Origin of the sequence: Streptomyces sp. SID9727 (assembly GCF_010550605.1) — a bacterium.
Classification (GTDB): Bacteria; Actinomycetota; Actinomycetes; order Streptomycetales; family Streptomycetaceae; genus Streptomyces.
In genome coordinates, this window is record NZ_JAAGNI010000072.1 from 1 (window position 1) to 12,985 (window position 12,985).

Consider the following 12,985-nt stretch of genomic DNA (forward strand, 5'->3'; position numbering starts at 1 on the left):
CCGGCCGCGCCGCTCCCGCGCGGCTCCCGCGCCGTACGGCCCGCTGCTCCGCGACGAGCTGCGGGCGCTCACCGGCATCGGCTCGGCCGTCTGCGCGACCGGCGCGGTCATGGCGCTCGGGGTGGCCGCCGCCGGACTGTGGGCGCTGCCCGTGCTCTGCGTACCGCTGCTGCTCACCCAGCTCTCGTACCGCAGGTTCGCCGCCGTGCGCACCACGTACCGGCAGACGATCGCCTCGCTCGCCCGGTCCACCGAGATCGCCGGCTACACCCCGCACGGCCACGCCCGCCGGGTGGCCGAGCTGTGCACGGCCGTCGGGCGCGAGATGGGCCTGTCCGGGCCCGAGCTCACCGTCCTGGAGTACGCGGCGCTGATGCACGACATCGGCCAGCTCTCCCTGGTGGACCCGGTGCCGGACGGGGCGACGGCCCTGCTGCCGGCCGCCGAGCAGCGCCGGATCGCGCTGCTCGGCGGCGCGGTGGTCCGGCAGACCGGGGTCGACGCGAAGGTCGCCGTCGTGGTGGAGCGGCAGGCCGACCCCTACCGCGAGCAGCCGCTGTCCGCCAGGATCGTCCGGGCGGTGAACGCATACGACGACCTCAGCGGGGAAAGCCTCTCGGGGCCACTGGGTGCGCTGGAACAGCTCAGGCTCGGAACCGGGCACGACTACCAGCCGCAGGTGGTGGAATCCCTGGCCCGGGTTCTGGCCCGGGGCGGTCTGACCCCCGTCCCGCCCGGGTAACCGATGGGTAATGAGCGGGCGTCCGGCCCGGCATGGTTGGATGCGAAGAGAGCGGTAGAACGAGGGTGTCCAGTCGGGACAGGCGGGAATCGTGAGGATCTTCGGGAAGGTACGGCATCGGCCGTCCGCCTCTTGGCGGCAGGCCACGGACCGCGCGTTCACGCTGATCGGCGACGGCCGGTACGAGGACGCGGGGGCGCTGCTGACACGCGCGGCGGACCTGGAGCCCTGGCTCTCCGAGTCGTGGTTCAACCTGGCGTTGCTGCACAAGTTCCGGCACGACTGGGAACAGGCGAGGGCCGCCGGGCTGCGGGCCGTCGCCCTGCTCGACAAGGAGTCCGGAGCGCCGGACTGGTGGAACGTGGGCATCGCCGCGACCGCCCTCCAGGACTGGCCGCTGGCGCGCCGCGCCTGGCAGGCGTACGGCCTGAGGGTGCCCGGTGGCGGGCAGCAGACCCCGGCCGCGGGCAGCGAGCCGGTCGGCATGGAGCTGGGCAGCGCGGCGGTACGGCTGTCGCCGGAGGGCGAGGCCGAGGTCGTCTGGGGCCGCCGTCTGGACCCGGCCCGGATGGAGGTGCTGTCGATCCCGCTGCCGTCGTCCGGGCGGCGCTGGGGCGAGGTCGTGCTGCACGACGGGGTGCCGAACGGCGAACGGATCACCGCGGCGGGCCCCTCCTACCCCGTCTTCGACGAGATCGAGCTGTGGGCCCCGTCGCCCGTGCCGACCTGGGTGGTGCTGCTCGAAGCGGCCACGGAGGCGGACCGGGACGCGCTGGAGCAGCTGGCCTCGGACGCGGGTTTCGCCGCCGAGGACTGGTCCTCGTCGGTGCGGCTGCTGTGCCGTTCCTGTTCGGAGAGCCGGATGGAGAGCGACGAGGGCGACGGTGAGCACCTGGACCCGCACGACCACAGCGAACCGGGCCACCCGGGCCCGCTGGGTCACCGCACGGCCGGTGAGCTGTGGGTGCCGGAGCGCGAGTGCGGCCTCGCGGCCCCGGCCGGTCTGGTGCGCGGGCTGCTGGACGGCTGGGTGGCGGACAGCCCGGACAGCCGCGAGTGGCGGGATCTCGAAGAAGTCTGCTGAGCGCTGCCCGTAGTCTGGGTACGCACCGATTCGGGTTTTGAGGAAGGCGTACGGCGGACATGGCGCAGCAGGAGACGGACGAGCAGGTCAGCGTCGACGAGGAGGGCTTCCTCATCGACACCGAGGACTGTGAGGCGCGCGAGACGGCACACCGCGAGCGCGGTACCTCCCGTCCGATCACGGTCGTGGGCAACCCGGTCCTGCACAAGGAGTGCAAGGACGTCACGGAGTTCGGCGACGAGCTGGCCGCGCTGATCGACGACATGTTCGCGAGCCAGCGCACGGCGGAGGGCGTCGGCCTGGCCGCCAACCAGATCGGCGTCGACCTCAAGGTCTTCGTCTACGACTGCCCCGACGACGAGGGCGTGCGGCACGTCGGCGCCATCTGCAACCCGGTCCTGGAGGAGCTGCCGCCCGAGGCGCGCGTCCTGGACGACTCCGGCGAGGGCTGCCTCTCCGTGCCGACGGCGTACGCCAAGCTGGCGCGCCCGGACTACGCGGTGGTGCGCGGTCAGGACGCCAAGGGCAACCCGGTGCGGGTGCGCGGCACGGGCTACTTCGCGCGCTGCCTCCAGCACGAGACGGACCACCTGTACGGGTACCTGTACATCGACCGGCTCTCCAAGCGCGAGCGCAAGGACGCGCTCCGGCAGATGGCGGAGAACACCCCGCGCTACGAGGTCGTCCCGAACGACTGATCCGTGCGGCGAACGCGGCGCGGGTCCGTCCCGCGCCGCGTTCGCCCTTTCGTCAACCTCCGTTTCTACACGCGTAGTTGACGGGCGCCGCCGCATCCGACAGGCTCATGCACCACACCTTCGACAGTGGTGAGGAGCCCCCGTGATCAGACGTTCCGCACGACTCCTGCTCAGCCTTGTCATGGCCATGGCGTTTGCGTGGGGCGGTGCCGTGGTCACCGCCGGCACCGCGCAGGCCGACGACTGCTACACCTGGACCCGCACCCTGAGTCCGGGCGCCACCGGCAACGACGTCGCCCAACTCCAGATCCGGGTCGCCGGATACCCCGGCTACAACTCGGTCCTGGCCGTCGACGGCTCGTACGGGCCCGCCACCACCGCCGCCGTCAAGCGCTTCCAGGCCGCCTACGGGCTGGCCGCCGACGGCATCGCGGGCCCCGCCACCCAGGCCAAGATCTACGCCCTCCAGGACAGCGACTGCACCCCGGCGCACTTCACGTACGCCGAGATGAACCGCTGCAACAGCACCTGGTCGGGCGGCGCGGTCTCGGCGGCCACGGCGAAGGCCAACGCGCTGAGCACCATGTGGAGGCTGGAGGCGTTGCGCCACGCGCTCGGCGACCGGCCCATCACCGTCAACAGCGGGTTCCGCTCGACGTCCTGCAACAGCGCCGTCGGCGGCGCGTCGAACAGCCGCCATCTGTACGGTGACGCGGCCGACCTCGGCGGGATCGCCTTCTGCACCCTCGCCAAGGAGGCCCGCTACCACGGGTTCAACGGGATCCTCGGCCCGGGCTACCCGGACCACAACGACCACGTCCACGTGAACCAGGGCCCCAGCCACTACTGGTCGGCGCCCACCTGCGGTATCTGACCCCCGTGACGGGGCCCGTCGGGCACTCGGTCAGGCCGCCTCGCCGACCGCCGACGGGCCCCGGAAGGTGCGCCGGTACGCCTGGGGCGTGGTGTCCAGTGCCCGTACGAACTGATGGCGCAGGGCCGCCGCCGTCCCGAAGCCGGTCCGGTCGGCGATGGTGTCGATGGTCTCGTCGGACGTCTCCAGCAGGTGCTGGGCCAGCAGGACGCGCTGGCGCAGCAGCCAGCGGTACGGCGTGGTCCCGGTCTCCTGCTGGAAGCGGCGGGCGAAGGTGCGCGGCGACATGTGCGCCCGGTCCGCGAGCTGTTCGACGGTCATCTCGCGGTCGAGGTGGCGCTCCATCCAGGCCAGCGTGTCGCCCACGGTGTCGCACCGGGTGCGCGGCAGCGGCCGCTGGATGTACTGCGCCTGCCCGCCGTCCCGGTGCGGCGGCACCACCATCCGGCGGGCGATGGTGTTGGCGGCGGCCGGCCCGTACGCCTGGCGGACCAGGTGCAGGCAGGCGTCGATCCCCGCCGCCGTCCCCGCCGATGTGGTGACCGGCCCGTCCTCCACGTACAGCACGTCCGGTTCGACGGCCGCCTCCGGGAAGCGGCGGGCCAGGTCGTCGGCGTGCCGCCAGTGCGTGGTGCAGCGGCGGCCGTCCAGCAACCCGGCCGCGCCCAGGAGGTACGCCCCCGAGCAGACGCTGAGCACCCGGGCCCCCCGCTCCACGGCCCGGCGCAGTGCGGTCAGGACCTCCACCGGGAACTCGCGCTCCCCGAAGCGGCTGCCGGCCGGTACGGCGACGAGGTCGGCCTCCTCCAGCCGGTCGAGGCCGTAGGGGGTGCTGATCGTGAAGCCGGCGTGGGTCCGCAGCTGGGGGCCCTCGCCGGAGACCACCGCGAAATCGTGCACCGGCAGGCCCTCGTCGCTGCGGTCGAGGCCGAACACCTCGCAGAGCACGCCGAGTTCGAAGGGGTGGACGTCATCGAGCATCAGGGCGGCGACGTTGTTCAGCATGGCCCCAGTGTGGCAGTAATTCGATGCCCTATGACAGTCCTGCCACTGCCGCTTCTTCGCCGGAACGGGGACAGTAGAGGCATGAACACATTCCAGAACTTCCTCGGCATTTCCGCACTTTTCGCCCTCGTCCTGCTGCCCGCGCTGGTCGGCATGGCCCGCGAACGCCGCATCGACCGCGAGCTGCGCGACGCGGAACAGGACCGGAGCACCCGCCCACCGCAAAGCGCGGACGCCGCACGGCCGGTGGGGGCCGCACGGCGTCCGTACGTCAGAAGTTGGGCGAGGATCTAGCCCCTCCGCCTAGAAGTCGTCGTCGAAGGCGACCGTGCCCTCCACGGCCACCTGGTACGCCGACGGGCGCCGCTCGAAGAAGTTCGTGAGCTCCTGGACCCCCTGGAGCTCCATGAACGAGAACGGGTTCTGCGATCCGTACACCGCCGGGAAGCCCAGCCGGGTGAGCCGCTGGTCGGCGACGCACTCCAGGTACGCGCGCATCGACTCGGTGTTCATGCCGGGCAGCCCGTCGCCGCACAGATCGCGGCCGAACTGCAGCTCCGCCTCGACGGCCTCCTTCAGCATGTCGGTGACCTGCTGCTGGAGGGCGTCGTCGAAGAGGTCCGGCTCCTCCTTGCGGACCGTGTCCACGACCTCGAACGCGAAGTTCATGTGCATGGTCTCGTCGCGGAAGACCCAGTTGGTTCCGGTGGCGAGACCGTGCAGCAGCCCGCGCGAGCGGAACCAGTACACGTACGCGAAGGCGCCGTAGAAGAACAGCCCCTCGATGCACGCCGCGAAGCAGATCAGGTTCAGCAGGAAGCGGCGGCGGTCCGCCTTCGACTCCAGCCGGTCGATCTTCTCCACCGAGTCCATCCAGCGGAAGCAGAACTGCGCCTTCTCGCGGATGGACGGGATGTTCTCCACCGCCGCGAACGCCGCCGCGCGGTCGTCCGGATCGGGCAGATAGGTGTCGAGCAGCGTCAGATAGAACTGGACGTGCACGGCCTCCTCGAACAGCTGCCGCGAGAGGTACAGCCGCGCCTCGGGGGAGTTGATGTGCTTGTACAGCGTCAGCACCAGGTTGTTCGCGACGATCGAGTCACCGGTCGCGAAGAACGCCACCAGGCGTCCGATCAGGTGCTGCTCGGCGGGCGTCATCTTCGCGAGGTCCGCCACGTCGGAGTGGAGGTCGACCTCCTCGACGTGCCAGGTGTTCTTGATCGCGTCCCGGTAGCGCTCGTAGAAGTCCGGGTAGCGCATCGGCCGCAGGGTCAGTTCGAAGCCCGGGTCGAGCAGGTTCTTCGGAGCGGGGGTGTCGGTGCGGAGCGCCGTCGTTGAGGGGCGGTGGTCGGGCGACGGGTGGGCGGTCATCACTGGCAGGCCTCGCAGGACTCGGGGTTTTCCAGGGAGCAGGCGATGGCGTCCGCGTCGGGAGCCTGCGCCTGCTGCACGGGGACGGGGGCGGCGGCCGCCGCCTGGCCGGACGCGGCACGGGCGATCCGGGTCGCCGGGCGGGAGCGCAGGTAGTACGTCGTCTTCAGGCCCTGCTTCCAGGCGTACGCGTACATCGAGGAGAGCTTCCCGATGGTCGGCGTCTCCAGGAACAGGTTGAGCGACTGGCTCTGGTCGAGGAACGGCGTACGGGCCGCCGCCATGTCGATGAGGCCGCGCTGCGGGATCTCCCACGCGGTGCGGTACAGCGCCCGCACGTCCGCCGGGATCCACGCGAAGCCCTGCACCGATCCGTTCGACTCGCGCAGCGCCTCACGCGTCCGCGCGTCCCACACGCCGAGCCGCTTCAGCTCGTCCACCAGATAGCCGTTGACCTGGAGGAACTCACCGCTCAGGGTCTCCCGCTTGAAGAGGTTCGAGACCTGGGGCTCGATGCACTCGTAGACGCCCGCGATCGAGGCGATCGTCGCGGTCGGGGCGATCGCCAGGAGCAGCGAGTTGCGCATCCCGGACTTCGCGATCCGGGCCCGCAGCGCCGCCCAGCGCTCCGGCCAGTTCAGCTCCGTGTCGTAGTGGTCCGGGTGCAGCACCCCGCGCGCGGCCCGGGTCTCGGACCAGGCGGGCAGCGGCCCCGACCGCTCAGCGAGGTCGCAGGACGCCTCGTACGCGGCGAGCATGACGCGCTCCGCGATCTTCGTGGACAGCGCCCGGGCCTCGGGCGAGTCGAAGGGCATCCGCAGCTGGAAGAAGACGTCCTGGAGACCCATCGCGCCCAGGCCCACCGGCCGCCAGCGGGCGTTGGACCGGCCGGCCTGCTCGGTCGGGTAGAAGTTGATGTCCACGACCCGGTCGAGGAAGGTCACCGCGGTACGCACGGTGGCGTCCAGCCGCTCCCAGTCGATCGAGGAGCCCTCGACGAACGCGCCGAGGTTGACCGAGCCGAGGTTGCAGACGGCCGTCTCGCCGTCGTCGGTGACCTCCAGGATCTCGGTGCACAGGTTCGAGGAGTGCACGACCCGGCCCGGCTCGGCGGTCTGGTTGGCGGTGCGGTTGGAGGCGTCCTTGAACGTCATCCAGCCCTGCCCGGTCTGGGCCAGCGTCCGCATCATCCGGCCGTAGAGCTCACGGGCCGGCAGGGTCTTGCGGGCCAGTCCCTTCGCCTCGGCCGCCCGGTACGCGGCGTCGAAGCCGTCGCCCCACAGGTCGGTCAGCTCGGGCACGTCGGCCGGGGAGAACAGCGACCAGGCGGTGTCCGCGTCGACGCGGCGCATGAACTCGTCCGGGATCCAGTGCGCCAGGTTCAGGTTGTGCGTGCGGCGCTGGTCCTCGCCCGTGTTGTCGCGGAGCTCCAGGAACTCCTCGATGTCCGCGTGCCAGGTCTCCAGGTAGACGGCGGCGGCGCCCTTGCGCCGGCCGCCCTGGTTCACGGCCGCGACGGAGGCGTCCAGCGTCTTGAGGAACGGCACGATGCCGTTGGAGTGCCCGTTGGTGCCCCGGATCAGGGAGCCCCGGGCGCGGACGCGGGAGTACGAGAGGCCGATGCCGCCCGCGTGCTTCGACAGGCGGGCCACCTGGTGGTAGCGGTCGTAGATCGAGTCCAGCTCGTCCAGCGGAGAGTCGAGCAGGTAGCAGGACGACATCTGCGGGTGGCGGGTGCCGGAGTTGAAGAGCGTCGGCGAGGACGGCAGGTAGTCCAGCCGGCTCATCAGCCCGTACAGCGCGGCGACCTCGTCCACCGCGCGCCCGGAGGTGTCCTCGGCGAGCCCGGCGGCGACCCGGAGCATGAAGTGCTGGGGGGTCTCGATGACCTGGCGGGTGATCGGGTGGCGCAGCAGGTAGCGGCTGTGCAGGGTGCGCAGCCCGAAGTAGCCGAAGCGGTCGTCGGCCCCCTCCGCGAGGGACCGCTCGACCAGGGCGTCCAGCGCCGCGGGGTGCAGCGCCACGAACTCGGCGGTCCGGTCCGCGATCAGGCCCTCGCGGTGGCCCACGGCGACGGACGCGGAGAACGAGGTCGCGCCCTGGCCCGCGGCCTCGTCCGCGATGGACCGGGTGAGCAGCCGGGCGGCGAGGCGGGAGTAGGCGGGGTCCTCGGAGATGAGGCCCGCCGCGGCCTCGGTGGCCAGTGAGCGCAGCTCCGCCTCGTCCGACCGGGCGTTGCGGCCGCGCAGGGCGGCGGCGGCGACGCGTCCGGGGTCGGTGCCGGGCAGATCGGCGGTGAGGTCGGTCAGGGCCCGCAGCAGTGCGGTGCCCGGTCCGTCGCTCGCGGTCCCCGTTGATGCGGCCGCTGAAGCCGGATCGGCTGGCGCGATGGTCACGTGGTGCTCTCCCTCGCTCGGCTCTGGGCCGGCGGGAGGCACGGGGGCAGCCGGGCAGGAGGGGGCCCGGTCGGGGCGGCACTCCGTGCGGCGTCCACCGGCCCATCCCACGAGGCCCGGACGTCTGGGCATCCGGTTCGGTCGAGCCGGATGCGCTGTCGGCAGGTCCTCGGACTCCACGGATACGCGAAAGCGCACCGAATACACCGTTGCGGGACAGTTCCGGATTCACACCGGATTCCCCTGCGGCGACAGCGAGCACGAGCATACATGTGGGGGCCGCCCTGTCGGACGGCCCCCACATGTTGTGTCGCGTGGCGGAAAGGTGTGCGGTCAGTGACCGCCCGGCGCTCCCGCCGTGGCCGGCGGCAGCTTCTCCTGGACACCCGGGTCGCCCGCGTCCGCGGTGTAGTCGCCCGGAGAGGTCTCGTCGGTCCCGGCGGGCGCCTTCACGGCGTTCAGGACGAAGGTGAGGACGACGACGACCACGACGTTCAGCACGAACGCGGTGAGGCCGATGTAGCCGATCTCGCCGAGACCCGGGATCTCCTTGGAGGACCCGCCGAAGTGCTTCTGCGTCGGGCTGGCGACCCCGTACGCGGCAGCCGTCCCGTAGATCATGCCGACCGCCCAGCCGGCGAGCAGCGCCCAGCGGTGGAACCACCGGGTGAACAGGCCGCCCACCAGTGCCGGCATCGTCTGGAGGATCCAGATCCCGCCCAGCAGCTGGAAGTTGATCGCGACGGTCTTGTCCATGGTGAGGACGAAGGCCAGCGCGCCGACCTTGACGAGCAGCGAGACCAGCTTGGAGACCCTGGTCTCCTGCTCGGGCGTCGCGTCCGGCTTCAGGAAGTCCTTGTAGATGTTGCGCGTGAACAGGTTCGCCGCGGCGATCGACATGATCGCGGCCGGCACCAGGGCGCCGATGCCGATCGCGGCGAACGCCACCCCCGCGAACCAGTCGGGGAACATGTTCTCGAACAGCTGCGGGATGGCGAGCTGGCCGTTGTCCACCTTGACGCCGGCGGCGATCGCCATGAAGCCGAGCAGCGCGAGCAGGCCCAGCATCAGCGAGTACAGCGGCAGGATGGTGGTGTTGCGGCGGATCACCTCACGGCTGCGGCTGGAGAGCGTCGCCGTGATCGAGTGGGGGTACATGAACAGCGCCAGCGCGGACCCGAGCGCCAGGGTCGCGTAACCCCACTGACCGGCCGCGGCCGGTGCGAGGCTGCCCGCGCCCGCCTTGGTGAACTTGTCCTGGGCGGAGGCGAAGATGTCGTCGAAGCCGCCGAGCTTGATCGGGATGTAGATGATCGCGACGGCGATGACCAGGTAGATCAGCCCGTCCTTGACGAACGCGATCAGCGCGGGCGCCCGCAGCCCCGAGGAGTAGGTGTACGCGGCGAGCACCGCGAAGGCGATCAGCAGCGGCAGGTCCTTGACGAACCAGTTGGTGTTCTCGCCGCCGCCGACGCCCATCACGTCCAGCACCGCCTGGATGCCGACGAGCTGGAGGGCGATGTACGGCATGGTGGCGAGGATGCCGGTGACCGCGACGGCCAGCGACAGCCCCTTCGAGCCGAACCGGCCGCGGACGAAGTCCGAGGTGGTGACGTACCCGTGCTTGTGCGAGACCGACCACAGGCGCGGCAGGAAGGTGAAGATCAGCGGGTAGACCAGGATGGTGTACGGCACCGCGAAGAAGCCCGACGCGCCGGCCGCGTAGATCGCCGCGGGCACGGCGACGAAGGTGTACGCGGTGTAGAGGTCGCCGCCGAGCAGGAACCAGGTGACCCAGGTGCCGAACGACCGTCCGCCCAGGCCCCATTCGTCCAGGGTGGCCTCGTTCTCGGCCCGGCGCCAGCGGGCGGCCAGGAAGCCCATGACCGTGACGGCCAGGAAGAAGAAGATGAAGACGCCGAGCGCGACGCCGTTCACGCCGTCCTTCATGCCGACGCACCCCCCTTGCGGGCGCGCTGGTCACGCTGCCACAGCTTGTAGGCGATCATCGTGAGCGCGGTGGAGATCAGCACCCAGAGCATCTGGTACCAGTAGAAGAACGGGATACCGATGAAGGTCGGGTCGATCTTCGCGTACGAACCCACCCAGAGCATCGCCACGAACGGCGCGATGAGGCACAGCCCGATGACCACCCGCACCGGTGTGACGGTGGGTGGCTTTCCTTCTGGTTCTTCCGCCATGGCGGCGACTCCGTCCCCTCGCTGATCACCTGTAATGCGCAGGCAATCTAGGCGAGGGATCCGGCCATCGTCACCCCCTGTCCGCATTGCGGTCCGGCAACGGTCGTCACCGACCGGCCGGATGGCCGGAATGGCGGGAAACGTCCGAGGGCTGGTCCAGGCCAAGTCGGTCCCCGGAGACGCAGAACGGCCCCCGGGGGCGAGTCCGGGAGCCGCTCGGGCGCACGTGCGTACGGTGGGTCAGTCCAGCGGCCGCTTCAGGCGGGCCACGAACTTGTAGCGGTCGCCGCGGTAGACCGAGCGCACCCACTCGACGGGTTCGCCCTGCTCGTCCAGCGAGTGCCGGGAGAGCATCAGCATCGGCAGGCCCACGTCGGTGCCGAGCAGCCCGGCCTCGCGCGGGGTGGCCAGGGAGGTCTCGATGGTCTCCTCGGCCTCGGCCAGCCGGACGTCGTACACCTCGGAGAGCGCGGTGTAGAGCGAGGTGTACTTGACCAGTGAACGGCGCAGTGCGGGAAAGCGCTTGGCCGAGAGGTGCGTGGTCTCGATGGCCATCGGCTCGCCGCTCGCCAGGCGCAGGCGCTCGATGCGCAGGACCCGGCCGCCGGCGGTGATGTCGAGCAGTCCGGCGAGGGTGTCGTCGGCGGTGACGTAGCCGATGTCCAGGAGCTGCGAGGTCGGTTCGAGGCCCTGGGCGCGCATGTCCTCGGTGTACGAGGTGAGTTGCAGGGCCTGGGAGACCTTCGGCTTGGCGACGAAGGTGCCCTTGCCCTGGATGCGTTCCAGCCGGCCCTCGACGACCAGTTCCTGGAGCGCCTGGCGCACGGTGGTGCGCGAGGTGTCGAACTCGGCGGCCAGGGTCCGTTCCGGGGGGACGGGGGTGCCCGGCGGCATGGTGTCCGTCATGTCGAGGAGATGGCGCTTCAGCCGGTAGTACTTCGGTACGCGCGCGGTGCGCGTCCCGGCGCCCGTGCCCGTCTCGCTCTCCGAACTGCCCCCGTCGGCGCCCATGGCCCGCCTTCCCGACTGCTGCGTTGCTGCCGTCACCGGCTCCTCCGTCTGTCGCGGCTCACATGGTGGCACGGTCCGGTCACGGGTCGTCGCCCTCCCTCAGGTGTCGGTCCTATAACGGACGCGAGTGCACTTCTTATACACCCTTGACACCCCTAAAGGTCTAGGCCAAGCTCCCGGTACTGGTCTAAACCATTAAAGACCAGGTCCCAGCCCCAGAGGTACTCGTCGACGTTTTCGCGCGGTGGGGAGGGGGTTGCAGCATCCCTGAGGAGGGTGGCGTGAAGCGCAAGCTCATCGCGGCGATCGGCGTCGCGGGCATGTTGGTTTCCATCGCGGCGTGTGGTTCGGACGACAAGACGTCCTCGAAGGACCCGAAGGACCGCAAGGAAGACCTGACTGTCTGGCTCATGGGCGAGGCCCAGTCGACCTGGCCCGAACTGGTCAAGGACGTCAACGCCCAGTTCAAGAAGAAGTACCCGAACGTCAACGTCAAGATCCAGTACCAGGGCTGGGCGGACAAGGTCAAGAAGCTCGACACCTCCCTCGGTGGCGACAAGTTCCCGGACGTTGTCGAACTCGGCAACACCGAGACCATGCAGTACATCCTCAATGGTGCGCTCGGCGAGATCGACACTGCGAAGTACGAGAACTCGGACACCTGGATCAAGGGTCTGAAGGACACCTGCTCCTACGAGGGCAAGATCTACTGCGTTCCTTACTACGCCTCCGCCCGCCTGGCGGTCTACAACAAGGACATGCTGAAGGCCGGCACCGGCAGCGACGCCCTCCCGCAGACCGAGGACGACTTCCTCAAGGCGATGGACAAGGTCCAGGCCGAGCTCGCGAAGAAGGACAAGCGCGCCTCGTCCCTGTACTACCCGGGCCGTTACTGGTACGCCGCGATGTCCTACGTCGCAGCCGAGGGCGGCCAGATCGCCAAGTACGACGAGGGCTCGAAGGAGTGGAAGGCCACCCTCTCCACCCCCGAGGCGCAGAAGGGCATCCAGCACTTCGTCGACCTGGTCAAGAAGTACAACAAGGCCGACCAGACGAAGGACGAGCAGGACCACGCCAACGTCATGGCCAACGAGAAGGCCGCGGTCATCTACGGCCAGGCCTGGGAGGCCGGCAGCGTCACCACGGGTGACAACGGCAACCCGAAGCTCGACGGCAAGATCGCCACGGCCGGTATGCCCGGCCCGAACGGCAAGGCGCTCCCCTCCTTCATCGGCGGCTCCGACCTCGCCACCATCTCCAAGTCCAAGGTCCAGGACCTCGGCCAGGAGTGGATCTCCCTCTTCACCAACGCGAAGTCCATGGACGTCCTCGCGTCGAAGAACATCCTCCCGAACAACGAGAAGCAGCTTGAGCCGCTGAAGGCCAAGCCCGAGACGGCCGCCATCGCCAACGCGGTGCCGGACGCCTGGTTCACGCCGATCGCGCCGGGCTGGGCCTCCATCGAGAAGGAGGAGATTCTGGAGAACATGCTCCTGAAGATCCTCAAGGGCACGTCCGTCGCCGACGCCACCAAGAAGGCCGACAGCGAGATCGACGCACTGATCAACAAGAAGGCGTAAGTCTTCCGATCGCCAGGCGGGGG

Annotated in this window: 12 protein-coding genes and 1 riboswitch; of the genes, 6 read left to right on the forward strand and 6 right to left on the reverse strand. The window is 70.1% G+C overall.

Translation table 11 applies throughout. The features are described 5' to 3' along the window. From G3I41_RS04395 to G3I41_RS04410, 4 genes are all read left to right on the forward strand, one after another. Positions 1-742 (forward strand): HDOD domain-containing protein (locus tag G3I41_RS04395; RefSeq protein ID WP_164398985.1); only part of this gene is annotated, 742 nt, incomplete at its 5' end. A 91-nt stretch (positions 743-833) separates the two neighbouring features. Further along, positions 834-1,826: a hypothetical protein gene (locus G3I41_RS04400; RefSeq protein ID WP_164398986.1), complete on the forward strand. Its 993-nt coding sequence runs from the start codon at positions 834-836 to the stop codon at positions 1,824-1,826. Positions 1,827-1,885: 59 nt separating this feature from the next. Continuing rightward, positions 1,886-2,524: a peptide deformylase gene (gene def, locus G3I41_RS04405; protein WP_073964049.1), complete on the forward strand. Its 639-nt coding sequence runs from the start codon at positions 1,886-1,888 to the stop codon at positions 2,522-2,524. Positions 2,525-2,666: 142 nt separating this feature from the next. Then, positions 2,667-3,398, forward strand: coding sequence for a D-Ala-D-Ala carboxypeptidase family metallohydrolase (locus G3I41_RS04410; RefSeq protein WP_343242056.1), 732 nt, complete (start codon positions 2,667-2,669; stop codon positions 3,396-3,398). A 30-nt stretch (positions 3,399-3,428) separates the two neighbouring features. Here G3I41_RS04410 and G3I41_RS04415 read toward each other — a convergent pair whose 3' ends face one another. Beyond that, positions 3,429-4,403 carry a helix-turn-helix domain-containing protein gene (locus G3I41_RS04415; RefSeq protein WP_164398987.1) on the reverse strand — a complete coding sequence of 325 codons (975 nt, stop codon included), beginning with the start codon at positions 4,401-4,403 and terminating at the stop codon, positions 3,429-3,431. An 81-nt stretch (positions 4,404-4,484) separates the two neighbouring features. Between G3I41_RS04415 and G3I41_RS04420 the strand changes: the two genes are divergently transcribed. Beyond that, entirely contained in the window at positions 4,485-4,697 is a 213-nt protein-coding gene (locus G3I41_RS04420; protein WP_164398988.1) for a hypothetical protein, read from the forward strand. A 9-nt stretch (positions 4,698-4,706) separates the two neighbouring features. Here the strand turns inward: G3I41_RS04420 and G3I41_RS04425 are convergent, their stop codons facing one another. The 5 genes from G3I41_RS04425 to G3I41_RS04445 all read right to left on the reverse strand — a co-directional run bounded on the left by G3I41_RS04425 (position 4,707) and on the right by G3I41_RS04445 (position 11,382). Continuing rightward, positions 4,707-5,663 carry a ribonucleotide-diphosphate reductase subunit beta gene (locus tag G3I41_RS04425; protein ID WP_239081477.1) on the reverse strand — a complete coding sequence of 319 codons (957 nt, stop codon included), beginning with the start codon at positions 5,661-5,663 and terminating at the stop codon, positions 4,707-4,709. Positions 5,664-5,773: 110 nt separating this feature from the next. After that, positions 5,774-8,170 carry a ribonucleoside-diphosphate reductase subunit alpha gene (locus tag G3I41_RS04430; protein WP_164398989.1) on the reverse strand — a complete coding sequence of 799 codons (2,397 nt, stop codon included), beginning with the start codon at positions 8,168-8,170 and terminating at the stop codon, positions 5,774-5,776. A gap of 142 nt (positions 8,171-8,312) precedes the next feature. Further along, positions 8,313-8,451: riboswitch (cobalamin riboswitch) on the reverse strand. A 52-nt stretch (positions 8,452-8,503) separates the two neighbouring features. Further along, positions 8,504-10,120 (reverse strand): sodium:solute symporter family protein, encoded by a 1,617-nt coding sequence (locus G3I41_RS04435; RefSeq protein WP_164398990.1) that lies wholly within the window; start codon positions 10,118-10,120, stop codon positions 8,504-8,506. After that, positions 10,117-10,371, reverse strand: a complete 255-nt coding sequence (locus G3I41_RS04440; RefSeq protein ID WP_164398991.1) for a DUF3311 domain-containing protein — start codon at positions 10,369-10,371, stop codon at positions 10,117-10,119. Before G3I41_RS04440 ends, G3I41_RS04435 begins: the two co-directional genes overlap by 4 nt. Before the next feature lie 240 nt (positions 10,372-10,611). Next, a complete protein-coding gene (locus G3I41_RS04445; RefSeq protein WP_164399012.1) occupies positions 10,612-11,382 on the reverse strand; it encodes a GntR family transcriptional regulator in 771 nt (256 codons plus the stop codon). A 281-nt stretch (positions 11,383-11,663) separates the two neighbouring features. On the opposite strand from G3I41_RS04445, the gene G3I41_RS04450 reads away from it, so the two are divergent. Beyond that, a complete protein-coding gene (locus tag G3I41_RS04450) occupies positions 11,664-12,962 on the forward strand; it encodes a sugar ABC transporter substrate-binding protein (protein WP_164398992.1) in 1,299 nt (432 codons plus the stop codon). Positions 12,963-12,985: the final 23 nt, after the last annotated feature.